Source organism: Bifidobacterium sp. 2450 (genome assembly GCF_041900695.1).
Lineage (GTDB): Bacteria > Actinomycetota > Actinomycetes > Actinomycetales > Bifidobacteriaceae > Bifidobacterium > Bifidobacterium longum.
This window is the reverse complement of the sequence record NZ_JBHEEA010000014.1, coordinates 1-24,168: the sequence shown is the minus strand read 5'-3', so window position 1 is coordinate 24,168 and position 24,168 is coordinate 1. Positions and strand designations below refer to the sequence as shown.

General features: G+C 58.6%; 15 protein-coding genes and 3 rRNA genes. 7 read left to right on the top strand and 11 right to left on the bottom strand.

The window, feature by feature from the left end; translation table 11 throughout:
* Positions 1–4: 4 nt before the first annotated feature.
* Positions 5–706, bottom strand: coding sequence for an ABC transporter ATP-binding protein (locus ACEUKI_RS08475; protein ID WP_374156723.1), 702 nt, complete (start codon positions 704–706; stop codon positions 5–7).
* A 144-nt stretch (positions 707–850) separates the two neighbouring features.
* On the opposite strand from ACEUKI_RS08475, the gene ACEUKI_RS08470 reads away from it, so the two are divergent.
* Positions 851–1,420 carry a TetR/AcrR family transcriptional regulator gene (locus ACEUKI_RS08470; RefSeq protein ID WP_374156722.1) on the top strand — a complete coding sequence of 190 codons (570 nt, stop codon included), beginning with the start codon at positions 851–853 and terminating at the stop codon, positions 1,418–1,420.
* Between the two features lie 222 nt (positions 1,421–1,642).
* Entirely contained in the window at positions 1,643–3,124 is a 1,482-nt protein-coding gene (locus ACEUKI_RS08465) for an amino acid permease (protein WP_374156721.1), read from the top strand.
* A 151-nt stretch (positions 3,125–3,275) separates the two neighbouring features.
* On the opposite strand, the gene ACEUKI_RS08460 is transcribed toward ACEUKI_RS08465, so the two are convergent.
* From ACEUKI_RS08460 to ACEUKI_RS08450, 3 genes are read right to left on the bottom strand one after another with little or no spacing between them, the layout of a single operon-like run.
* Entirely contained in the window at positions 3,276–3,911 is a 636-nt protein-coding gene (locus ACEUKI_RS08460) for a YesL family protein (protein ID WP_374156720.1), read from the bottom strand.
* A gap of 58 nt (positions 3,912–3,969) precedes the next feature.
* Positions 3,970–4,812, bottom strand: coding sequence for a carbohydrate ABC transporter permease (locus ACEUKI_RS08455; protein WP_374156719.1), 843 nt, complete (start codon positions 4,810–4,812; stop codon positions 3,970–3,972).
* Positions 4,812–5,666 carry a carbohydrate ABC transporter permease gene (locus ACEUKI_RS08450; RefSeq protein ID WP_374156718.1) on the bottom strand — a complete coding sequence of 285 codons (855 nt, stop codon included), beginning with the start codon at positions 5,664–5,666 and terminating at the stop codon, positions 4,812–4,814. The genes ACEUKI_RS08455 and ACEUKI_RS08450 overlap by 1 nt, the downstream gene beginning before the upstream one ends.
* A gap of 382 nt (positions 5,667–6,048) precedes the next feature.
* Here ACEUKI_RS08450 and ACEUKI_RS08445 point away from each other — a divergent pair, with 382 nt between their 5' ends.
* Complete coding sequence (locus tag ACEUKI_RS08445; protein WP_080785726.1) at positions 6,049–7,065, top strand: LacI family DNA-binding transcriptional regulator; 1,017 nt, start codon at positions 6,049–6,051, stop codon at positions 7,063–7,065.
* A gap of 256 nt (positions 7,066–7,321) precedes the next feature.
* On the opposite strand, the gene ACEUKI_RS08440 is transcribed toward ACEUKI_RS08445, so the two are convergent.
* Positions 7,322–8,668, bottom strand: coding sequence for an ABC transporter substrate-binding protein (locus ACEUKI_RS08440; RefSeq protein ID WP_374156717.1), 1,347 nt, complete (start codon positions 8,666–8,668; stop codon positions 7,322–7,324).
* 385 nt (positions 8,669–9,053) lie between these two features.
* Positions 9,054–9,767 (bottom strand): histidine phosphatase family protein, encoded by a 714-nt coding sequence (locus tag ACEUKI_RS08435; protein WP_374156716.1) that lies wholly within the window; start codon positions 9,765–9,767, stop codon positions 9,054–9,056.
* Between the two features lie 91 nt (positions 9,768–9,858).
* Between ACEUKI_RS08435 and ACEUKI_RS08430 the strand changes: the two genes are divergently transcribed.
* From ACEUKI_RS08430 to ACEUKI_RS08415, 4 genes are all read left to right on the top strand, one after another.
* Complete coding sequence (locus ACEUKI_RS08430) at positions 9,859–10,236, top strand: DUF4235 domain-containing protein (RefSeq protein WP_013141481.1); 378 nt, start codon at positions 9,859–9,861, stop codon at positions 10,234–10,236.
* A gap of 182 nt (positions 10,237–10,418) precedes the next feature.
* Positions 10,419–11,186: a nitroreductase family protein gene (locus tag ACEUKI_RS08425; RefSeq protein WP_374156715.1), complete on the top strand. Its 768-nt coding sequence runs from the start codon at positions 10,419–10,421 to the stop codon at positions 11,184–11,186.
* Between the two features lie 293 nt (positions 11,187–11,479).
* Positions 11,480–14,236: a YhgE/Pip family protein gene (locus ACEUKI_RS08420; RefSeq protein ID WP_374156714.1), complete on the top strand. Its 2,757-nt coding sequence runs from the start codon at positions 11,480–11,482 to the stop codon at positions 14,234–14,236.
* Positions 14,233–16,572, top strand: a complete 2,340-nt coding sequence (locus ACEUKI_RS08415; RefSeq protein ID WP_374156713.1) for a YhgE/Pip family protein — start codon at positions 14,233–14,235, stop codon at positions 16,570–16,572. Before ACEUKI_RS08420 ends, ACEUKI_RS08415 begins: the two co-directional genes overlap by 4 nt.
* Before the next feature lie 115 nt (positions 16,573–16,687).
* Here the strand turns inward: ACEUKI_RS08415 and ACEUKI_RS08410 are convergent, their stop codons facing one another.
* The 5 genes from ACEUKI_RS08410 to ACEUKI_RS08390 form a co-directional block, all read right to left on the bottom strand.
* Positions 16,688–16,939 carry a hypothetical protein gene (locus ACEUKI_RS08410; RefSeq protein WP_080785720.1) on the bottom strand — a complete coding sequence of 84 codons (252 nt, stop codon included), beginning with the start codon at positions 16,937–16,939 and terminating at the stop codon, positions 16,688–16,690.
* Positions 16,940–17,084: 145 nt separating this feature from the next.
* A complete protein-coding gene (locus ACEUKI_RS08405; RefSeq protein ID WP_374156730.1) occupies positions 17,085–18,320 on the bottom strand; it encodes an IS30 family transposase in 1,236 nt (411 codons plus the stop codon).
* Between the two features lie 328 nt (positions 18,321–18,648).
* A 5S ribosomal RNA gene (gene rrf / locus ACEUKI_RS08400) occupies positions 18,649–18,765 on the bottom strand.
* A gap of 170 nt (positions 18,766–18,935) precedes the next feature.
* Positions 18,936–21,999, bottom strand: a 23S ribosomal RNA gene (locus ACEUKI_RS08395).
* Between the two features lie 433 nt (positions 22,000–22,432).
* Positions 22,433–23,958 (bottom strand): 16S ribosomal RNA (locus ACEUKI_RS08390).
* Together the 16S, 23S and 5S rRNA genes form the textbook arrangement of a ribosomal RNA operon.
* Positions 23,959–24,168 lie beyond the last annotated feature (210 nt).

Below are 24,168 nucleotides of genomic sequence, written 5' to 3'. Positions count from 1 at the left end.
TCACCTACCATTCGATATCGGCGATGGGCTGCGGCGTTGCGTTGACCTCCTCGCTGGCCACCTTGCCGGAGCGGAAGCGAATCACTTTATGAGCCATCGGTGCAAGCGCGGAATTATGCGTGATGATCATCACGGTCATGCCTTGCGTTTGGCAAATATCCTGCAGCAGCTGCAGTACTTCCTTACCGGTCTCGTAATCGAGCGCACCGGTCGGCTCGTCACACAACAGCAGCTTCGGCTTTTTGGCAATCGCGCGGGCGATGGATACACGCTGTTGTTCGCCGCCGGACAGTTGCGCTGGGAAGTTCCCCATGCGCTCCCCCAACCCGACCTTGTACAGGGTTTCCACCGGGTCGAAATGGTCTGGGCAAATCTGTGAGGCAAGCTCCACGTTTTCCAGCGCGGTAAGGTTCGGCACAAGATTGTAGAACTGGAAAACGAAGCCGATGTCGTTGCGCCGGTAGGTCACCAAATCGCGCTTGCGCAATCCGGTGATGTCGCGATCGCCCACAATGACGCGGCCTGAAGTCGCGGTATCCATGCCGCCCAGAATGTTCAACGCCGTGGTCTTGCCTGCGCCCGACTGGCCGAGGATGACACTTAACTCACCTTGGTCGGCGGTAAAGCTCGCCTCATCGAGCGCCCGAATCACACTGCTGCCGGAGGGGTATTCCTTGACCACATGATCGAATTCGATATACGCCATCACGCACCTCCAACAGTTCCCACCACGGCCTGTTCCATTTGCAATGCCACCTGCGTTCCCTTGCTATACTCAAGTAAAACAACACTGTGTCGGTTCTGCAACCAACAGTTGGATTGTGAGTTGTCGGAACTTGGGGAGAAGGCCATGGCCAAGGAATTGACGGAAAGCCGCCGCACCCGATACACGCGGCTCGCCATGCAAGACGCGCTTATCGAGTTGCTGCGTGATCAGCCGCTCGGCTCCATCACCGTTAAAGCGTTGTGCGAGCGGGCCGATGTGAATCGTTCCACGTTTTACGCGCATTATGCGAGCATCGAGGAACTGCTGCACGACATTGAAGACGAAACCATGGCCTGGGTCACCACCGCACTCGAACAGCTACTCGCCCAGCCAGATTCTGCCGGCATCGAGCATGTTATTGAGCGCATCTGCCAGTACATTGCCGACAATCGCAATCATCTCCAAGTGCTGATGAGCCCGAAAGCGGATATCGGTTTCCAGCAGCAGCTGCTGGGATTGATTTACAGCCAGCGCGGCGTAGGCGAACAGTTGCAATCTTCGGCGGGTTGCCCAGCCGAGGTGCAGATGCGTATGCGATTCGCCGTGTCCGGCAGCATTGGGCTTTTGCAATATTGGCTCGCCACCGATCTCGCGGCCTCTCCCGAATCGGTGTCCCACACCATCTTCACCATGTGTATGCCTGCCACGCAGTGAGCACGGTGAATTCAGTGAACTCAGTGAAGCGTGCGGTTTCATAAGCATCGCTCGCTATAGCTTCGCCTGCTCACCGGCCGCGCCCACGCCCGCGCTTGCAATAGCGCACAAATAGACGATTGACCATTTCTGAGACGATACGGCGGCATAGAATAACGAACGTTGCGCATCGCGGCAAGCCCCGCGTGCGCCAAAACCCAAGAAATGTGAGAGAAGGGCACAATGAGTACTACTGATGCGCCTAAGAAGCCGCGCGAAACCGACGATGTGCCGGTGCCGGCCACGCTGCGCAAGTCACTGAAGAACCGTCATATCCAGCTGATTGCATTGGGCGGCGCCATCGGAACCGGCCTGTTCTATGGTTCCAGCGAATCCATCGCGCTGGCCGGCCCCTCGATTCTGCTCGCCTACTTGGTCGGCGGCTTCGCAATCTTCATGATCGTGCGCGCGCTGAGCGAAATGTCCGTTGAGGATCCGAAGGCGGGCGCGTTCAGCTACTACGCCACTCGCTACTGGTCCAAGCGCGCCGGCTTCATCTCCGGTTGGAACTACTGGTTCAACTACATCCTCGTCTCGATGGTGGAGCTGTCAGTGGTGGGTTCGTTTGTGAACTACTGGTTCCCGGCGATTCCGACATGGGTGTCGGCGGCCGTGTTCTTGGTGATTATCTGCGCCGCCAACCTGCTGGGCGTCTCCAAGTTCGGTGAGTTCGAGTTCTGGTTCGCCATTATCAAGATTGTGGCCGTGATCGCCATGATTATCGGCGGCCTGGCCGTCATCATCTTCGCTCTGCCCACCACATCCGGCATCAAAGCGAGCTTTGCCAACTGGTTCACCTTGGAAGGGGGCTTCTTCCCGAACGGTCTCATGGAGCAGACTAAGGACGGCACCTGGACCGGCCTGTTGATGGCGCTTGTCGTGGTGATGTTCAGCTTCGGCGGCACCGAGCTCATCGGCATCACCGCCGGCGAAACCGAGGACCCTCGTCGTACGATTCCCCGCGCCACCAATGACATTATCTGGCGAATTCTCGTGTTCTACATTGGCGCGCTCGGCGTAATCATGGCCGTAATACCGTGGAACACCATCGGCGGAGACGATGTTCCCAGCCCGTTCGTGCAAATCTTCGATTCCGTGGGCATCCACGCGGCCGCCGGCACCCTCAACTTCGTGTGCCTGACCGCTGTGATGAGCGTCTACAACTCCGGCCTGTACGCCAACTCCCGCATGCTGTATTCGCTGGCCAAGCAAGGCAATGCGCCCGCGTATCTGGGCAAGCTCAATGCTAAGGGCGTGCCGGTGGCCGGCGTGCTGACGTCCGCCGTGATCACCGCCATCGCCGTGGTCGTGGTGTTCGTGTGGCCTGAGTTCGCGTTCAACTATCTGATGTCGATTGCCACCATCGCCGGCATCATCAACTGGACGATGATCATGTTCACCGAAATGAAGTTCCGTAAGGTGGTCGCCGCGGGCGGCGCTCCCGAGGATTCCGAGCTGGCCGGCAAGTCCGGCAAGGAAGCGCTCGACGCGATTCACTTCAAGCTGCCGTTCGCTAAGGTGACCCCGTGGGTGGTGTTGGCGTTCTTGGCACTGGTGGTGGTGCTCATGTGCTTCTCCGCCAGCTACCGCGTCGCCGTTATCGCCGGCGTGATCTGGCTCGCCATTCTCTTTGCGGCCTACCAGCTCACTCAGGCGAAGAAGTAGAGTCTCATTTGTGAATAGCTTTCACTGAGGAGTACTCAGTGAAAGCTATTCACAAATGGAATTTATGGGTCAAATTCCTCTAGGTAACGCGGGATACCGCCCAGTATTGCGTAGGCCAGCGCCCCAGTGTCGTTGACTGTCTGATAGCTGCTTAGCGTTGCATGCTCTCGGGAGAATCCGCAGGATCGGCGAGATATGGCTTGAAGACGCGCTCGGTGACGGGGATATGGAGCATCAGCATGGTGCCGTAACCAAGGATCACCAGCAGGAACAGTCCACCGGGCATGTGGAACCAGCTGGCCACCAGCAGCGCCACGAACACGGCATCCACGATGACCAGGGCCACGGTCATCGCGATGTGGGAGATGCCGAAGATGAAGGTGTTCTTCAAGGTGCCGGCCACGGTGTTCTCGAAGCGTGCCTGAAGCGCGAACACCCATTCGAAACCGATAAGCCAGAGGATGGTCAGCGCGAATTTGATGATGAGCAGCGGCGCGATCTGCAGGACGATCCATGACCAGACCAGTGCAATCAGCGCCACCAAGAACGGCAGCCACAGCAGCGTGGCTTTGATGAAGTTGGTTTTGAATGACTTGAAGTAGTTGGCGGTTACGCCTTTGCCCTCGCCCTCGATGGAGCGGCGGCAAGCATCATGGCCGGCAGTCAGGGCCGCACCGATGGTGATGATCGGAATCGAAGTGACCAGCATCAGAATGTTGATCCATACGCCGTCAACAAGATTGCTCCACGCGCGCATGAATTTCGAGTCCGGTGCCAGCCAGTTCATCAACTACTCCTTGTACAGCTTTTGGCTCCCCTCAGGGAGGGGAGCCAGATTGTCGGGCTCACCCCTTGACCGCGCCCGCCATGACACCAGAGACTATATACTTCTGGCATACCAAGTAGAAGACGATGATGGGGATGATTGCCAGCACCAGGCAGGCCATCATGGCGCCCATATCTACGGAACCGTAGCCGCCCTTGAGGTATTGCACGGCGACCGAGATGGTCTTGTACTTGCCGAGGTCGAGCGTCAGGTACGGCAGCAGGTAGTCGTTCCAGATCCACATGGCTTCGAGGATGGCCACCGAGACGATCGACGGCTTCATAATCGGCACTACGATCTGGAAGAAGATGCGTGGTACGGACGCGCCATCAATCATGGCGGATTCCTCAAGTTCCTGCGGGATGCCTTTGATCACGCCGGTGAAGATGAACACGGCCAGGCCGGCACCGAAGCCGAGGTACACGATGCACAGGCCCCACGGAGTATTGAGCTTCAGCATGTCGGCGATCTTGGAAAGGGTGAACATCACCATCTGGAACGGCACGATCATGTTGAACAGGAACAGGGTGTAGAGCAGCTTCGCAGCCCAGTTGTTCACGCGCACGATCCACCATGCGCACATTGAGGTGCACACCAGAATCAGCACCACCGAGCCGACAGTGATAAGCAGCGTCCAGCCGAAGGAAGCGAAGAACTGCGTGGTCTCGATGCCGCGCACATAGTTCTCAAGTCCTACAAACGCTTTGCCGGTCGGCAGGGAGAAGGCGTTCTTGGAGATGTACGCCTTCTGCTTGAAGGAGTTGATCAGCACCAGGACGATCGGGAAAATCCAGAACAGGGAGACGACGGCAAACAGCACGGCCCACAATGCGCCATGCTTCACAGGCTTGTTCTCGTTCATCAGGCTGCCACCTCCTTGCTCGTGGTGAGCTTGTTCTGAATCAGGGCGATGACCGCAACCAGGATGAAGAACAGCACGGCCTTCGCCTGGCCGACGCCTTCCCAACCCATACGGCCGTAGAAGGTGCGGGTGATGTTCAGCGCCAGACCTTCAGACATGTTGCTCGGCGCACCGTTGGTCAATGCGAGGTTCTGATCGTAGAGCTTGAAACCGTTGGTCACGGTCAGGAAGGAGCACACGGTGATGGATGGCATCATCAGCGGGATGATGATGCGGAACATGGTCTGCCGTCCGTTGGCGCCGTCCACGGCCGCAGCCTCCAGCACGTCGGTGGGCAGGGCCTGCAGGCCGGCGATGTAGATGATCATCATGTAGCCGATCTGCTGCCAGCACACCAGGATGACCAAGCCCCAGAACCCGTAGGACGCCTTATAGGTCAGGGCGCGTCCCCAGTGGGCCAGCACGCCGTTCAGGAGCAGCAGCCAGATGTAGCCCAGGATGATGCCGCCGATAAGGTTCGGCATGAAGAATACCGAGCGGAACAGCGTGGAGCCCTTAATCGCCTTGGTCAGCATGTAAGCGATGGTGAAGGCGATCACGTTGATCACGATGGTGGTCACGATGGTGAACGCGGTGGAGAAGCCGAGCGCGTGCAGGAATTCCTTGTCCTTCAGCGCTTTGCCATAGTTCTTAAGCCCCACCCATTCACCGTCGGTAACGGTGGTGAATTCGCAGAGGCTTAAGTAGACGCCCATGATGAAAGGCACCAAGAACCCGATGATGAATGCGGCGAATGTGGGGAGCGCGAACAGCGCCCACCATCTGCGTATCGCCTTGCCAGCCATGCTGATCATGACTTTTCCTCCTCCTTGAGTCCGCTGCGTTGCGACACTGCATCGTGCGCCGGCTGCGGAGTTCAACTCAATGCGAGCCTGCCGATCGAGAACCGCATGCACGGCCTGTTCTCGTTCAAGCCTATGTTCACAGTAAACGTCGAATCATTATATGTCAAACGTTGTCATTTTCAGCGTTTCAAGCTCGAGCATACTCCGACTCCAGCAATCCTCTTTCAACTAAGATAATGGCTATATAAAGCCAATCTAACGCCGTCATAGACACTTTGCAAACGTTTGTAATACAATCGTTGTCATCGCCGCCAATCAATCAATCAGCATGTACATTGGAGTCAGTTGTGCATGTGTATTGCGATTTTCCATTCAACGCAAGGGGGCTGCAATGGCTACGAGCACTCAGGATGTCGCCCGCGAGGCCGGCGTCTCCATCTCCACCGTCTCACGTTCCTTCACCAGACCGGATCTGGTGTCGGCCAAGACCCGCGAGCGCGTGCTCGCCATCGCCGACAAACTCAATTTCTCACTCTCCCGCTCGGCTGCGGCCCTGAAATCCGGCCGCTCCCTGCGCATCGCAGTACTGATGAGCGGCCATATCCGCCTGTGGTTCACCGCCTCGGTCATCGAGGGGCTCAACGAGGTGCTGCACACGCAGGGCTACGATATTTCGGTATTCCAGATTTCCAGCATCGAGGAGCGCAAGGAATTCTTCGAGATGTTGCCGGTACGCCGTAACGCCGATGCCGTGATTGTGGCGTCTTTCGATATCGACAACAACGAAATCGCGCAACTGGCTTCGGTCGGCGTGCCGATCGTCGGCATCAATTCAGTCGAGCCCGAAGCCCGCGGCTTTACCGCCGCCGTCAATATCGACGATGTGCAGGGCTCCACGCTGGCCGCCCGCCATCTTATCAATCTCGGACATCGCCGCATCACCTACATCAGCACCAATCGCGAGGTGTCGCTGAGCTTCTCCGTGCAAAGCCGATTCGACTCATTCACCGCCTGCTGCCGCAGGGAAGGCATCGAGCCGCAGGTTATCGTCTGCAAGGTCGATGACGATGGACGTTATGAAATCAGCGACGTAGTCAACCAACTCATGAGTCAAGACGAGATGCCCACCGCCATCGCATGCCAGGAGGATGGCATTGCTTTGCCGCTTATGTTCCAGCTGGAGCGCAATGGATTCTCCGTGCCCGGCGACGTCTCGTTGATCGGTTACGACGATAGTTTCTACACCGGCGATATCGGCCTGACCACCATCCGCCAGGATCCGGTGGAAATGGCCCGCGTGGCAGCCCGCATGACGCTCGATCTCATTGACGAAAAGCCGATTGAGCAACCCTACATCGTGTTCCCGGCCCAGCTGAAGGTCCGCTCCTCCACCTCCCGCGTTAAGTAGGCTCACACAACAAAACGCCACCATAGAAAAAGTGTGAGGCAACCGCACAATAACGCTCAATCGCACATTGTGAAGAATGGCGAAAAATCGCCGATTCATGGACTCACAGTGTGCGATTGAGCGGGTGCGTGCCTCACACTTTTTCTGTGGCGGTCGATTTTGTGCGAGACTCAGCAATACAAAGCGGCGCCCCTGGAGAAGGAAATGGCAGGGGCGCCGCGGATTGTTACTTATCGGCCAAGGGACTCTATGAGACTCAGTGCGAGGCCTCGTATTCGGAAGCCCAACCGTCCACGAAGGCGGTCTTGACGGCATCCCACTTGCCGGTGCCCTGCGCGTACTCGAGCAGCGCCTGGCCGACCTTGTTCTTCCATTCCTCGGACGGCATCATGGTGAAGTTCCAAGAAACCTGGGTCTTGCCGGACTCCTGGTCTTCCACGGCGGCCTCGGTCAGCGGGTTGTCGCTTTTGACGTCATCGAAGGTCTTGAACGGGGTGGTGAAGCCCATGTCCTGAGAGAGGGCCTTCTTGCCGGCATCAGAGGTGATCACCCAAGACAGGAAGTCCTCGGTGGCCTTCTTGTCGGCGTCGGAGGCCTTGTCATTGATGCACCAGTAGTTCTCGGAACCGGTGGTCAGACCCTGCTTCTCCTCGCCCTTGACGCCGATGTAGATCGGCATCATGCCTACCTGATCGGCGGTCATGCCGGCCTTCTGCAGGTCGGCCCAGGCCCAGGTGCCGTTCTGGTAGAAGGCGGCCCCGCCGAGCGCGAACTCGGAGTTCGCATCATCTCCGGTCTTGGCGCTCAGCTGGGTGGGTTCGGTGGTGGAGTCGGTGATGTACAGGTCGAAGATCTTCTTGTAGTTCGGCAGGTAGGTGCCCTTGATCTTGGCCGGCTGCTCGGTGACGTTGTCGTCCTTGAACTCGTAGTAAAGCGGCAGATTGGCCAAGTGGGTCTTGAAGCGCCAGTCGGAGCTGGAGTCGAAGCCGGCGGAGGTGAACGCGCCCTTGATGCCGAGCTCGTCCTTGCGGGCCTGTATGTCGTCAGCCACGGCCTTCAGGGTGTCGAAGTTGTCGATTTCGTCCATGGACGTGGCCTTGGCGCCATCCAGCGCGAAGTACTTGTTGAGGATGTCCTTGTTGTAGATCAGGCCGTAGGTTTCCATCACGTACGGCACGCCGACCACCTTGTCGCCATCCTTCAGGGCCACATCCTGGTTGGTGAGCTCCTTGTACACATCCGTATTGGACATGTCGGCGGTGTACCTCTTCCAGTTCTGGTAGCCGACCGGGCCGTTGACCTGGAACAAGGTCGGGGCTTCGGTTTTGGCGATTTCGGACTTCAGGGTCTGCTCGTAGGTACCGGAGGCCGCGGTCTGCACCTTGACCTCAACGCCCTTTTCCTTGGTGTATTCCTTGGCCAGAGCAGCCCACTGATCAGCCGCTTCCGGCTTGAAGTTCAGGTAGTAGACCTTGCCCTTGGCGTCATCGCCGGAGGTCGAGCTTCCGCAGGCCGCCAAAGTGCCGAGGGACATCGCAGCAATAGCCGCCATCGCGACTGCTGACTTGACTGTACGATTCATCATCGAACCTTTCTCTTTCATCGTCGACCCCGGCCGTCCCCGGTCAGGACAGGTACGCTAGCACGCACCCTTACGACTATCGACATGCACTATTGTGCAACGGTTTGCTTCTTTTTGCAAACGATAGCAATATCGGCGCGTCATAAATCATCATTTTCAGGCCATTGTCAACAGATATCCCATTAGTTCAGTCATTTTTGCCTCATTATCGCAATGCAAGCGTTCGCAATTATGAGAGCGCTAACATATCTTTCATGGCAATCGATTGCCACTTATACCCATCAAAAACAACACGCCGACGCTATCGTTTGCAAATCATTTATCGACATACCGCAATTCCCATCACAAACAATAAAGGTCCGCCCGCAGTAGCGGGCAGGCCAGCGTAATCACAGCGCAACCGGGGCTAGGCGTTCCACCGTTCGATGACGTTATCTCCCTTATAGACGCTGAGCACCGAGTAGTGTGCCGTATCCAAACGCAGCAACCGCGCGAAATGCGGGTCCACGCCCAGCCATTGCGAGGTGAGGATGCGCAGGATGTGCGCATGAGCCACCAACAGCACATTATGGCCGTCTTTCAGCAGCGGCGTAATCTCATCGATGGCGCTCTTGGCGCGTGCCGCTGCTTCTTCCAGCGTCTCGCCAGGCCCGGCATGGACCGGCACCTGCTCGCCCGAAGGCAAGGTCTCGACCCAATCGCCCTCCAGCATGGGCGTCAGCGAGCGCGGCCCGTCACGCCACACATCCCATTCAAAACCGCTGGCCTCACTCACCTGCTGGCGCGTACGCCCCTCGGCTCGGCCGTAATCCCATTCAGCGATGCTGTCCAACACACCGCAGTCCGCAAAACCAGCCAATTCAGCGGTTTGGCACGCCCGCTTCAGCGGACTGGAAAACACACAGCCCTGGCTGAATCCTTCGGGGAAAGCTTCGCGCAGGCGCCTTCCGGCATCCGCTGCCTGCTGCTCGCCGACCGCGGTCAACGGGATGTTCGTGCGCCCAGTATGCTGCCCGGATTCGCTCCACACGGTCTGGCCGTGGCGCAACAACACCAAAAATCCGTTGCCGCCACGAGAGTTCTCGACGGCAACGGTGCCGTTCACGTTCTGTTCGCTCATGCCTCCACTCTAGCCTGCGCTCGTTCATGACTCCACCATTAACGCCCATCTTTTGCGCTGAGATGATTGAGATGCTATTAGACTGAGAGTCATGAGCGACGAAACGAACACCGACTTCCCCTCCAGCGCCGACCGTGCGGTCGACAGCCTGCACCGCATCGACGAGAAGGTCAACAGGCTGCGCGAGGACCGGCTCAACGACCCTGATTCTCTGGGCGACAAGCTCATCAAGTCGGCAGTCCCAGCGCTGGCAGGCTTGGTTGCCGGCAAAGCATTCCAGATGATATGGGACAAGGGCACGAGCAAACGCAATCTGCGCAAGGGACTGGCGGCAGACGCGCCGCAAGGTCTGGCAATGAGCCTGGCATTCGCCGCCGTTTCGGCCGCACTCGGCGCAGTGGTTTCGCAGCTGTCGGACCGGGGCTCCAAGGCGTTCGTCGACCACCGCCATCGCAAGTCCAGCCGCTAACCCCCAGGTTGGATGATGGTTTCTGTTGGTTGGCTGATGGCTCATCGCTGGAATTTCGTCAAGGAACCATCAGCCAATCGGCAGGAACCATCAGTCCAGCACAGTTCCGCCACACAATATCGGCATTTCACTGTGAGGTAATCCACCGTGGCGTCCGGCGTCTGCCGTGCGACAATAAAGCCATGGTTACCAACGCAACAATCGAGGCTCTTCTGGGCCGCCGCTCCATCCGTAAGTTCAAGGGCGAGGCCATCGACGACGATATCCGTGCCACGCTCGAAACCGTCGCCCAACATACCGCGTCCAGCCAGTTCCTTAACGACTGGTCCGCCATCCGCATCACCGACCCGGCCATCAAAGCCAAGCTCGCCGAATTCGGCCATCAGCCGTATATCGCCACCGCGCCGCTGCTGTACGTGTTCGTCATCGACGAGCACCGCAACGCACGCATCGCCGAACGCAAGGGTATCGATCCCGCTTCCGACGAATTCCACCTCAAGTACAGCTATCGCTTCACCCAAGCTCAGAACGACGCCGTGCTGGCCCTGCACGCCATGGAGACCGCCGCCTATTCGCTGGGACTGGGCTGCGTGATTCTCGGCTCTCTACTCAACAACATCCCCGGCCTTATCGACGTGCTGAATCTGCCGGAATACACGTATCCGGTGCTGGGTCTGGCCATCGGCAAGCCCGATCAGAACCCGACCGTCAAGCCGCGCATGCCGCACACGATGCAGTTCTTCGAGAACACCTACCCGGCTGACGCCGATGGCGTACTCGACCAGCTGTCCGCCTTCGACGAGGAAGTTCACCGGTACTACGATCTGCGCCAAGCCGACCGTCCGGTGGACGCCTTCAGCGATCAGGTCGCCACGATCAGTCGGCAGGATGTCAGCCATCAGACACTGCTCGACAAGGCCGCCGCTCAGGGCTTCCGTCTGGATCAGTGAGACCAGGACCAACGAGATAGGCTCGGATGGGCTCGTCACTGAGTCGTCTCAGTCTCAGCACTGCGACGACTCAGTCCCAACACCTCAACATTTCATCACCGGATACCGGCAAAATTGCACAACCATCCCCGCCGGTGTCGCACCATCAACAAACGTCCACATATCAGTCCCATTATGCGGACAACCAACGGCCAGTTTTGCAAGAAAACCCGCCAAACCAGCAGTATCCGCACCAGTGGTGGGAATAGACTGCGTGTGGCCGCAATGACTACGAACCGGAAAAGAGGGACTGGATGCGGACGGTTTGGCAAGTCTTCCTGCGCGATTGCAGACGTATCTTACGCAATCCCGTTGCCGTTGTGGTGACGCTCGGCGTAGCGATACTGCCCTCGCTGTACGCATGGTTCAACATTCTCGCCAACTGGGATCCCTATTCAGCCACCGGCAATCTGCAAGTGGCCGTAGCCAATGAAGACCAAGGCACCACCAACGATCTGGTCGGCCATCTCGATGCGGGCCGGCAGGTCGTCAAGAAACTCAAGCAGAACGACGAACTCGGCTGGCGCTTCGTAGACAATGAGGAACAGGCCGTACACGGCGTGGAGACCGGCAAATACTATGCAGCCATCGTGTTGCCCAAGGATTTCAGCGCCAGCCTGGTCGAATCAGTGACCGGAACCTCCAAACAGCCGAAAATCAAGTATTACGTCAACGAGAAGAAGAACGCGATCGCACCGAAAATCACCGACACCGGTGCCACCACCATCGACGAGCAGATCAACTCCGCCTTCGTCACCACGGTAGCCACCACCGTTGCCTCGGCCGTTTCCGAAGCGGGAGGCGATCTCGACCAAACCACCGGCAAAGTCCAGCACGATACGATCGATGATCTCAATACGGTGATGTCCACGCTGAACACCGTTCAGGATTCACTCACCGACTTACAGGACACGCTGGCCCAATCAGACACGATTCTCGCCGACGCCAAACAGACCACCGTCTCACTCAAGCAGACCGTCGCGGCCGCGCAGAAGGCCTCCCGCCAGTCCGGCACACTGTTGGCGGAAACACAGGCCGGGTCACAAGCCTTCTCCACCACACTGGTCGGCGCGCTCGACACCAGTTCAGCACAACTCTCCGGACTGGCCGTTCACGTCAACAACGCCGCCGGCAGCATCACCGCCTCCTTCAACAGCGCGCAGAACTCCGTCGACACCATCACCAACACACTTTCGGCCCCACTGAATGCCACCCAAACGTCAATCAGCGATCTGAAAGACGCGCTGACCAAAGCCGGCATCGGCAAAGACACCACCGACCCGGTCGGCCAGAACATCTGGAAACAAATCGATGCGCTCGACTCATTGATCAGCAAACAGCAGACACAGCTCAACACCTTCCATACCGACACCACACAGTTCATCAACTCCGGTAAAGACGCCACCACGAATCTTTCCGGAGCCATGACCAACACCACCACCGGCGGCATCGCGGCGCTGAATACCGCGCGCGGCTCGCTGACCGGCACCGTAATGCCGTCGCTCACCTCATCATTGAACAGTTTCGCCGCCCTGAACGGCACACTGGATGGCACGTTGACTTCGTTATCCGGCACCTTGGATCAGGCCGACGGGCTGTTCGACCAGCTTGCCAATACACTGAACCAAACGAAAACCACCATCAGCAGCACGCAGGATTCGCTGCGCCATGTGGCCAACGATGTCGCCACCGTACGCACCGATATCGCCACGCTCGATAGTTCCGCCGCTTACCAGAAAATCCGGGATACGCTGCATCTGGATGACAAGGGATTCGGCGAATTCATGGGCAATCCCGTCACCCTGACCACGAAAGTCGTGTACGCCACCGACAATTACGGGTCCGCAGTCACCCCGTTCTACACGAATCTGGCACTGTGGGTAGGCGGTTTCGTGCTGATTGCCATCTACAAGCTTGAGGTCGACCGCAAGGGCATTCGCCGTATCACCGCTACGCAAGCATATCTTGGCCGCTGGCTGCTGCTGGTCACCATCGGATTCCTGCAAGCCGTCATCGCCACCATTGGCGATCTGGTGCTCGGCATCCAATGCGAGCATCCGCTGCTGTTCATCTTGGCCGGAATCTTCTGTTCGTTCGTCTACATCAACATTATTTACGCACTGGCCGTGGCGTTCCGCCATATCGGCAAAGCCATCGCCGTAATTCTGGTCATTGTGCAGATACCCGGTGCCTCCGGCCTGTATCCGATTGAAATGATGCCGAACTTCTTCCGCGAACTGCACCCGTGGCTGCCCTTTACCTACGGCATCAACGCGATGCGCGGCCCGATTACCGGCCTGTACGCGAACCATTACTGGCTCGACATGCTGCACCTGTTCTGGTATCTGCCGGCGGCACTCTTCGTAGGACTTGTCGTACGCCGGTATGCGATGAACCTGAACGCGCTGTTCGACCGTCGTTTGGGAGATACTGACCTGATGATCACCGAGCACAACAGCATGGTGAACGAACAGGTGAGCTTGAACTCCGTATTCCGCACGGTGTCCGACAGCAAGGAACTGCGCGATATCATCGCTCATCGCGCGCACCGGTTCTTCGCACGGTACCCAAAGATGATCGTTGCCGGTCTGACATTGCTGACCGTACTCCCGTTCGTATTCCTGGTGCTGCTGTTCGTCACCCAAGAGAAAATCGCCATGCTGACCTCTTGGATTCTGTCGATTATTCTTATCGACGCCTATCTCATTGTGGTTGAATATGCACGCGAAACCTACGCCATGCAGCTTGGCGTCAGTGCCATGAGTGCCGACGAGTTCCGCAATGTGATGCTCAACGGATATGTGTGGCGGCGTTTCCACGGCCACGGACGTCACGAAGCGGCGATGGACAGCGATCCGGATATCGGCGAAACCACTGAACGACTCACACTGTTCGGCGATCAGGCCGCCGAGCCGACTGCGCACACCGCACAGTCCGAGCAGTCCGGTCAATCCGGGCAGCCTGAGCAACCCGGTCAGTCCGGGCAGTCTGGGCAGGGAGGCGCACGATGAAGCTTATCTGGAAAATATTCGTACGTGACGTGCGCCAAGCCACCCGCAATGTGATCGCCGTAATCGTGGCTATGGGATTGGCGATTGTGCCGGCACTGTACGCCTGGTACAACATCGCCGCCAGCTGGGACCCGTACGGCAACACCAAGGCCTTGAAGGTCGCTGTGACGAACGTGGATAAGGGCTATAAGTCCGATCTGATGCCGATCACCATCAACGTCGGCGAAACCGTGACCAATACGCTCAGGGCCAATCATGACCTTGACTGGCAGTTTGTGGATCGTGCTAAGGCCATCGATGGCGTGAACTCAGGCGAATACTATGCCGCGCTGATTATTCCAAAGAGCTTCAGCTCCGATATGATGACGCTGTTTTCACCGAAGATCAAGCACGCCAAGCTCGAATACTATCTCAATGAGAAAATCAATCCGATCGCTCCGCATATCACCGACCAGGGTGCTACCACCGTGGCCACGACCATCGACCAGACATTCGTGAAGACCTTGGCGAGCGTGGCGCTGGATTTGGTTTCCAACGTGGCCGATTACGCGCAAAGCCCGCAAATGGAGCAGTACGTCGACAACGCCACCAGTCATATTGCCACCATGTCGTCTCGTTTGACCGGCACTGCGTCGCAGATGGATTCCTATGCCAATCTGCTCGGGGCCGCCAACAGCATCATTGATTCCACCGATAAGCTGCTGGGGTCAACAGGCTCAGCTGCGGCCACAACCAAAAAGGCGTTGAAACAGACCCGCAACGGCGTCTCCAGCCTCGACAAGGCATTGTCCGGAGCCACCGATGGCGTCGGTACGGCATTGCAGCAGGCCGGTTCATCCTACGACACCATTGCCAAGCAGATCGATGCCGCTTTTGCCGATGTGGGCTCACAATCCTCGCAGATATCAAACAAGCTGACCGATATGCAATCCAAAGTGGAGGCTCAGGCCGACAGCTTTGGAAAGTATGCCGCCGCTTTACGAGATCTCGCCAAACAAGTGGCTTCGCTGCCCATGGGTGGAGATACCGTTGCCGCTCAACTGAACGCGGCTGCAGACCAAGCCACAAAGGCGCAGCAGAGCATGCAGCAAGCCGCCACCGCGCTAGGCGATGCGGCCACGCACATAGCCAACGGTACTGCCGATGCCGATACAGCGCGTCGAGATCTGAAATCACAAATCGCCGCCGCCAAACAATCGATTACTCAGGCTTCAGACACGTACAAGAGCACGCTGAAACCGCAACTGAACAATCTGACCTCGTCCATGGGCGAAGTGGCCACGCAGGCAAGTTCCGTAATCGACGGGCTTGCGTCGACCGTCAGCAGCGTTTCAGGCCTTTCTGGCGGCGTTTCAGACAGCCTGACAGACATCCAGTCGGCCTTGACTGACGCAGCTAGCGCTTTGACCCGTTCAGCAAAGAAACTCGACAACTTGTCTTCCCAACTCACCTCTATCACCAGTGGCGGCGCCATCGACCTGTCTATGATTTCTTCTGCGAAGCCCGATGCCATTGCTTCCATGCTGGCGGCACCCGTAGCGGTCGACCGCATTGCGCTCTATCCCGTTGCCAACTATGGTTCCGCGATGGCTCCGTTCTACACGATTCTGTCTATTTGGGTCGGTGCGATCATTCTGGTCGCCATGTTGAAAGTATCGATTTCCGACCATGAGAAGGCTCGTATCTTAGGGTTGGGCAATGATCTGCCGCTCGGTTCGGAAGTGGGGCTTCGCGAGGCCATGATTGCCGGGCGGATTGCCGGACCGGCCGCCGCGTTGGATGTGCTGAAGAAGCCGCGTGCCGAGTCTCCCGGCAATGCGCGGCAGTTCGGTTTACGCTTGCACCACGAATATTTCGGCCGATACATGATTTTCGGTTTCCTTGCTTTGCTGCAAGGTACGCTGGTGTGCCTGGGCGATATGTTCTATCTCGGCGTGCAGTGTGAGCATCCGATTCAGTTCTTGATGGTCGGGTGGTTGTCTGCACTGGTGTTCTCGAATATTGTGTATACGCTGACCCTGTCGTTCGGTGATATCGGCAAAGCCATTGCCGTAGTACTGCTGGTTATGCAGGTAGCCGGTTCCGGCGGCACATTCCCCATTGAAACACTGCCGACGTTCTTCCAGGTCGTTTCTAAATGGCTACTGTTCCCCTATGCGGTGGATGCGATGCATTCGGCCATGGCAGGCTCATTCCGCATGGAATACTGGGTTTCCATGGGCAAACTGGCACTGTTCCTTGTCCCCTCATTGCTGTTGGGACTTATGTTGCGCAAGCCGGTAATTCGCTTCAACGATTGGGTTATCCGCAACCTTGAAAACACCAAGGTGATGTAAGTGTTGGACGGAGTGTGTCCGAGCGCCCTGAACGCTTAGCAGCCTACGACCTGGCGTGTTTGGACCGTAACCTGTCTCAGACACGGCGTTGGCGAGGCCTGTGGAGCTTCTGACGCTAACGTCTACGTGGCTTGTAGCCCTTTTTACGACTGTGTGGCTTGAGTTGCTGGTTCAGCGGTACATGTCGGTAACTGGATTGCGGATCGCGATGCGTGAGGTGCCAGCATCCGCAAAATTCGCAACGGTACACCCATAGCTCGACTCCGCGCTCGATCAGGCTTTGATCAGCGGCACGCTGAGCCTGCGCCTTATCGTGATACATGATTTTATTCGACGTAGCGCAACGTTTAGGGGTGAAGTAATGCATAGCAGAAGCCAGTGTAGAGCGACCCCATAACCAAGCCAGTTTCTGGCTCCCCTCTGGAGGGGAGCCGTCGACGGATTTTAGTGGTGGTTGCAGCACCTGTGTGTTTTGCCGCTCTTGATGGCGGTCTTGGATTGGTGCGATCGTATCATGCTGTGTTGATGAGTTCGAGTATTTTCTCGCTTGGTTTCCTGTAGCCGAGTGTTTTGCGGGGCCGGTCGTTGAGTTCGACGGCGACCGCGTCGAGGTAGTCCTCCGTGTATCCGCCCAGGTCGGTGCCCTTGGGGAAGCATTGGCGCAGGAGCCCGTTGGTGTTCTCGTTCGTGCCTCTCTGCCAGGGCGAGTGCGGGTCGCAGAAGTAGACCTGCATATCCAATGCGGTCGTCACACGCCGGTGCGGGGCGAGTTCGGATCCCCGGTCCCAGGTCAGCGAGTTCCTCAGGAGTTTCGGCAGCGACCGCATCTTGCGGATGACGGCCTGCTGGACGTGCCCGGCGTCGTGCCCGTCGGGCAGGTGCAGGAGGATCGTGAACCGTGTCGGGCGTTCCACGAGCGTGCCGATCGCGCTTTTGCTGGCCGCGCCGCGGATCAGGTCGCCTTCCCAATGACTGGGTATTGCCCGGTCCCCGACTTCGGCGGGCCGCTCGCTGATCATGATCATGGGTTCGCGGAAACGGGGCTTGCGCGAGTCCGTCTGCCCGTGCGGCCGGCGTTGGGCGCGCCCGCTCCTCAGGGTCTTGATGACGTCCTTTTTCAGTTCGCCCTTGGCCTGGGCGTAGATGGCCTGGCGGATCGTCTCCGCGCACACATGCATAGCATCATTATCCGGGAAATCGGCGCGCAGGCGCCCCGCAATCTGCTCGGGACTCCAATGCGCCCGCAATCCTGCGCGAATGTATGCGGGCAGGCCGGGCACCGTATGGATCTTCGCGGGCTTGGGTCGTCTGAGCCGGTCCGCGCTCATCTGCCGGGCCCGGTACGGCTCGTGCATGCCGGCCGCGGGATTCGCGTTGCGCGCCGGCTCGCGGCTGACGGTCGACGCGGGACGATTGAGCCTGCGCGCGATCCCGCGCACGCCCATGCCGGCCTTCCGCCAGTCGGCGATGCTGATGCGCTCGTCCTGGTCCAGATGCCTCGAACTGATCTTCTGGGGAATGTCCACGGCGGAACGATACCAGTCCGCCGACGGTTTCTCGTTCCTGCCGTTCGATCGTGTCCTGCCGTTGCGCCACGCCTTGCCGGTGCGTTTGGACACGCCCACGGCGCGGGCGGCCTGCGTGAAGTTCATGCCCGCCTCCGGCAGCTCGGCGTAGCGGCGCCGCCTCGCCGCGCACATCTCACCACGCGTCGCGTACTCCACACCCTCGAACGCCCACCTGCCCATCCGATCCTCCTGTCGGTCGATCAGATGTTGCAACGATCACTAGAACCCGCCCCGTCCGCGCGGCGGACCGGGGGGAGGCCCGGGCGTCGGGATTCCACGGTCACGGACGTGCCGTTTTCCGGATTTCCTGCGGAAATGGGAACGCGCCGCGCCGTCTCTCTTCGGCCCCGGCGGCGGGGCCGGCCGGGAAAGGTCCCGGACGTGGGTCTCATGAGTGCGAAAAGCCCCCGGTGTTTTTGTGGGGGTGTGTGGGTTTGGGTCGTAAGCGTTTCGGGTATGCGAGGAAGCCCCTTGGGGCGTGTGCTCCAAGGGGCTTCCTGTACGTGTGGTGCGGCGGCGTGCTACTCTCCCACACCCTGTCGGGTGCAGTACCATCGCCGTGCCAGGCCTTAGCTTCCGGGTTCGGAATGGGACCGGGCGTCTCACCTGGGCCATGGCCGCCGCAAATCTTCTCTTATACGGCCAGACGCTGGGGTCTGCCGGCCTGTGGCGGCCTGGGAACCGGATAGCGGACGCGAATATGTCGATGTTTCGTCTTGTGGCCAGACAATGCTCATTGCCGTCTGGTGTCGTTTGCAGGAGGAAGATGCGGTCCAACCGCCAGGGGTCGGAATGTCAGTGTTGCCTTTCGTCCGTTAGTACCGGTCGGCTCCACCCCTCGCGGGGCTTCCACGTCCGGCCTATCGACCACGTGTTCTGCATGGGGACTACAGCAGCTCGAGGCTGCACGGAATGCTTATCTTGGAGCAGGCTTCCCGCTTAGATGCTTTCAGCGGTTATCCCTCCCGAACGTAGCCAACCGGCCGTGCCACTGGCGTGACAACCGGCATACCAGAGGTTCGTCCACCCAGGTCCTCTCGTACTATGGGCAGGCCTCCTCAGCATTCCAACGAGCGCAGAGGATAGAGACCAAACTGTCTCACGACGTTCTGAACCCAGCTCGCGTGCCGCTTTAATCGGCGAACAGCCGAACCCTTGGGACCTGCTCCAGCCCCAGGATGCGACGAGCCGACATCGAGGTGCCAAACCATCCCGTCGATATGGACTCTTGGGAATGATCAGCCTGTTATCCCCGGGGTACCTTTTATCCGTTGAGCGATGCCGCGTCCGTACACCGGCACCGGATCACTAGTCCCGACTTTCGTCCCTGCTCGGACCGTCGTCCTCGCAGTCAAGCCCGCTTGTGCACTTGCACTCGCCACCCGATTGCCAACCGGGCTGAGCGGACCTTTGGGCGCCTCCGTTACTCTTTGGGAGGCAACCGCCCCAGTTAAACTACCCGCCAGGCACTGTCCCTGAACAGGATGACCGTTCGAGGTTAGACATCCAATGCGAACAGAGCGGTATTTCACCTTGCGGCTCCACGCGATCTGGCGACCGCGCCTCTCGGCCTCCCGCCTATGCTACACAATCCACACCGAATGCCAATACCAAGGTATAGTAAAGGTCCCGGGGTCTTTTCGTCCTTCTGCGCTTAACGAGCATCTTTACTCGTACTGCAATTTCGCCGAGCTCCTGGTCGAGACAGTGGGGAAGTCGTTACGCCATTCGTGCAGGTCGGAACTTACCCGACAAGGAATTTCGCTACCTTAGGATGGTTATAGTTACCACCGCCGTTTACCGGGGCTTGAATTCACCGCTTCGCCAAAGGCTGACGGATCCTCTTAACCTTCCGGCACCGGGCAGGCGTCAGTGCATATACAGCGGCTTGCGCCTTCGCATGCACCTGTGTTTTTGGTAAACAGTCGCTACCCCCTGGTCTGTGCCACCCCCAAAAGCTCCCCGCGCGAGGCGGTTCACCATCGGGGGTCTCCCTTAAACCGAAGGAACGGGAGTGATTTGCCGAGTTCCTTGACCAGGATTCGCTCGATCGCTTTGGTATTCTCTACCTGACCACCAGTGTCGGTTTGGGGTACGGGCGGCTTTGAGCCTGACGCCGAAGCTTTTCTCGGCAGCCGGGATCACCGGATATCGGGCCGAACGGCCCCCATCATCGCACCTCGGGCACACGCGGGACGGATTTGCCTGTCCCACGCCCTGCGTGCTTGACCACGGAAGACCACCTCCGCGGCCGGCTACCCCTCTGCGTCACTCCTGCGCTGACCTACTACAGCTACGGTCCCAACGCCCGAAGGCATCCCACCACCGAAGTGGAGGTAAGCCCGCGGCCGGAGGTTAGTACTCACTGCCTCGGTTTTGGCGGCTGAAAGCCGGTACGGGAATATCGACCCGTTCATCCATTCGACTACGCCTGTCGGCCTCGCCTTAGGACCCGACTCACCCAGGGACGATGAACGTGGCCCTGGAACCCTTGGTCATCCAGCGGACGGGATCTTCACCCGTCTCTCGCTACTCATGTCTGCATTCTCACTCCCATGAAGTCCACGGCGCGTTCACACGGCCGCTTCGCCCCTCATGGGACGCTCTCCTACCCAGTACAAAACACTGCCGCGTCTTCGGTGGTGTGCTTGAGCCCCGCTACATTGTCGGCGCGGAACCACTAGACCAGTGAGCTGTTACGCACTCTTTCAAGGATGGCTGCTTCTGAGCCAACCTCCTGGCTGTCTATGCGACTCCACATCCTTTCCCACTTAGCACACGCTTCGGGACCTTAGACGACGGTCTGGGCTGTTTCCCTTTCGACGACGAAGCTTATCCCCCGCCGACTCACTGCCGGGATACGCGTCACCGGTATTCGGAGTTTGGTTGCTGTTGGTACCCGATACGGGCCCGCAAGCATCCAGTAGCTCTACCCCCGGGACGTAATGACCCGACGCTGCACCCAAATGCATTTCGGAGAGAACCAGCTATCACGGAATTTGATTGGCCTTTCACCCCTAGCCCCAAGTCATCCCCCCGGTTTTCAACCCAGGTGGGTTCGGTCCTCCACACGGTCTTACCCGCGCTTCAACCTGCTCAGGGCTAGATCATCCCGCTTCGGGTCCAGGACACGCGACTTTAAACGCCTTTTAAGACTCGCCTTCGCTACGCATACCCCACACGGGTTATGCTCGCCACATGCCACTGACTCGCAGACTCATTTTTCGATAGGCACGCCGTCACCCCACAAAAGGGCTCCGACGGATTGTAGGCGCACGGTTTCAGAGACTGTTTCACTCCCCTCCCGGGGTACTTTTCACCTTTCCCTCACGGTACTCGTTCGCTATCGGTCAGACAGGAATATTCAGGCTTACCCAACGGTCTGGGCGGATTCGCACGGGGTTCCACGGGACCCGTGCTACTTGGGAGACGCGATCGGCAGACCATGCGCGTTCAGGTACGGGGCCCTCACCCTCTGCGGCCCGGTATTCAACCCGGTTCCCCTGACACATGGTTTTCTGCAACTGCCGGCCGGCCCGTCGGAGCCGGCGCACGCGATCCCGCAACACCCCGCGCGCAACCCCCGACGGGTATCACACGCGCAAGGTTTGGCCATCATCCGCTTTCGCTCGCCACTACTCACGGAATATCCTTTCCTGCAGGTACTGAGATGTTTCACTTCCCTGCGTACCCCCCGGCCGAAGCCGGTACCGACCCATGACGGTCGGTGGGTTCCCCCATTCGGAAATCCTCGGATCAAAGCCCTGTCGGCGGCTCCCCGAGGCATATCGCAGCCTCAAACGTCCTTCATCGGTCCTGTCTGCCAAGGCATCCACCATACGCCCTTGCAAGCAACACACACGCAACATGCATGCGCCGCAAGATTCCTCCAGCAAATTCCCAGACGACAAATCATCACACTAAAAATGATCACAAAACGATCGAAACGAACAACAGAGTTCGATTCGAAATCAACAGCAAAACAAGGATCCAGAAAACCCTTGCTTTGCTCGCGTCCACTATCCAGTTCTCAAGCCACCACGCACCGCCACGCCGCCGCACCGGCACACGGCCGGCCCTCGGGCACGACGGGCACCGAATCGCGCCAGGCAAAAAAGCCTGGGGTGGCGATCCGGGAGCCCAAAAGCGCATCCGCACCACTCCGGCACCCACCGCACGACCGGCAGGGCAAAGCCAACGACATCTTCCACACCAGCAACCCCGCCACCGCCGCACCATGCGACGCGCGGGGCGCACACCGTCGGACGAACATCCGACTGAATTCTCCGTAGAAAGGAGGTGATCCAGCCGCACCTTCCGGTACGGCTACCTTGTTACGACTTAGTCCCAATCACGAGCCTCACCTTAGACGGCTCCATCCCACAAGGGGTTAGGCCACCGGCTTCGGGTGCTGCCCACTTTCATGACTTGACGGGCGGTGTGTACAAGGCCCGGGAACGCATTCACCGCGACGTTGCTGATTCGCGATTACTAGCGACTCCGCCTTCACGCAGTCGAGTTGCAGACTGCGATCCGAACTGAGACCGGTTTTCAGGGATCCGCTCCGCGTCGCCGCGTCGCATCCCGTTGTACCGGCCATTGTAGCATGCGTGAAGCCCTGGACGTAAGGGGCATGATGATCTGACGTCATCCCCACCTTCCTCCGAGTTAACCCCGGCGGTCCCCCGCGAGTTCCCGGCACAATCCGCTGGCAACACGGGGCGAGGGTTGCGCTCGTTGCGGGACTTAACCCAACATCTCACGACACGAGCTGACGACGACCATGCACCACCTGTGAACCCGCCCCGAAGGGAAACCCCATCTCTGGGATCGTCGGGAACATGTCAAGCCCAGGTAAGGTTCTTCGCGTTGCATCGAATTAATCCGCATGCTCCGCCGCTTGTGCGGGCCCCCGTCAATTTCTTTGAGTTTTAGCCTTGCGGCCGTACTCCCCAGGCGGGATGCTTAACGCGTTAGCTCCGACACGGAACCCGTGGAACGGGCCCCACATCCAGCATCCACCGTTTACGGCGTGGACTACCAGGGTATCTAATCCTGTTCGCTCCCCACGCTTTCGCTCCTCAGCGTCAGTAACGGCCCAGAGACCTGCCTTCGCCATTGGTGTTCTTCCCGATATCTACACATTCCACCGTTACACCGGGAATTCCAGTCTCCCCTACCGCACTCAAGCCCGCCCGTACCCGGCGCGGATCCACCGTTAAGCGATGGACTTTCACACCGGACGCGACGAACCGCCTACGAGCCCTTTACGCCCAATAATTCCGGATAACGCTTGCACCCTACGTATTACCGCGGCTGCTGGCACGTAGTTAGCCGGTGCTTATTCAACGGGTAAACTCACTCACGCTTGCTCCCCGATAAAAGAGGTTTACAACCCGAAGGCCTCCATCCCTCACGCGGCGTCGCTGCATCAGGCTTGCGCCCATTGTGCAATATTCCCCACTGCTGCCTCCCGTAGGAGTCTGGGCCGTATCTCAGTCCCAATGTGGCCGGTCGCCCTCTCAGGCCGGCTACCCGTCGAAGCCACGGTGGGCCGTTACCCCGCCGTCAAGCTGATAGGACGCGACCCCATCCCATACCGCGAAAGCTTTCCCAGAAGACCATGCGATCAACTGGAACATCCGGCATTACCACCCGTTTCCAGGAGCTATTCCGGTGCATGGGGCAGGTCGGTCACGCATTACTCACCCGTTCGCCACTCTCACCACCAAGCAAAGCCCGATGGATCCCGTTCGACTTGCATGTGTTAAGCACGCCGCCAGCGTTCATCCTGAGCCAGAATCGAACCCTCCACAAAAAAACTTCATGAAAAACATCCGAACAGATGACTCTCAAAACAAAAATTGACGAGCACGTCCTTAAGGAAGGACGCCCTCAAAAAACCCCACCATCATTCAACCCCTCCCGGGGCACCCCGCCACAAAAGACAAGGCTGACGATGAACTGGCAATCATTGACTATAAAGAAGTAGTACAAACACGCTCTTGAGTTCTCAAACCACCACCAC

Coding starts and splice junctions, on each gene's coding strand:
- ACEUKI_RS08435 (WP_374156716.1), bottom strand. CDS start 9,767: ATGAGCGAACAGAACGTGAACGGCACCGTTGCCGTCGAGAACTCTCGT.
- ACEUKI_RS08455 (WP_374156719.1), bottom strand. CDS start 4,812: ATGAACGAGAACAAGCCTGTGAAGCATGGCGCATTGTGGGCCGTGCTG.
- ACEUKI_RS08430 (WP_013141481.1), top strand. CDS start 9,859: ATGAGCGACGAAACGAACACCGACTTCCCCTCCAGCGCCGACCGTGCG.
- ACEUKI_RS08460 (WP_374156720.1), bottom strand. CDS start 3,911: ATGAACTGGCTGGCACCGGACTCGAAATTCATGCGCGCGTGGAGCAAT.
- ACEUKI_RS08420 (WP_374156714.1), top strand. CDS start 11,480: ATGCGGACGGTTTGGCAAGTCTTCCTGCGCGATTGCAGACGTATCTTA.
- ACEUKI_RS08450 (WP_374156718.1), bottom strand. CDS start 5,666: ATGATCAGCATGGCTGGCAAGGCGATACGCAGATGGTGGGCGCTGTTC.
- ACEUKI_RS08415 (WP_374156713.1), top strand. CDS start 14,233: ATGAAGCTTATCTGGAAAATATTCGTACGTGACGTGCGCCAAGCCACC.
- ACEUKI_RS08405 (WP_374156730.1), bottom strand. CDS start 18,320: ATGGGCAGGTGGGCGTTCGAGGGTGTGGAGTACGCGACGCGTGGTGAG.
- ACEUKI_RS08475 (WP_374156723.1), bottom strand. CDS start 706: ATGGCGTATATCGAATTCGATCATGTGGTCAAGGAATACCCCTCCGGC.
- ACEUKI_RS08440 (WP_374156717.1), bottom strand. CDS start 8,668: ATGAAAGAGAAAGGTTCGATGATGAATCGTACAGTCAAGTCAGCAGTC.
- ACEUKI_RS08410 (WP_080785720.1), bottom strand. CDS start 16,939: ATGCATTACTTCACCCCTAAACGTTGCGCTACGTCGAATAAAATCATG.
- ACEUKI_RS08445 (WP_080785726.1), top strand. CDS start 6,049: ATGGCTACGAGCACTCAGGATGTCGCCCGCGAGGCCGGCGTCTCCATC.
- ACEUKI_RS08470 (WP_374156722.1), top strand. CDS start 851: ATGGCCAAGGAATTGACGGAAAGCCGCCGCACCCGATACACGCGGCTC.
- ACEUKI_RS08425 (WP_374156715.1), top strand. CDS start 10,419: ATGGTTACCAACGCAACAATCGAGGCTCTTCTGGGCCGCCGCTCCATC.
- ACEUKI_RS08465 (WP_374156721.1), top strand. CDS start 1,643: ATGAGTACTACTGATGCGCCTAAGAAGCCGCGCGAAACCGACGATGTG.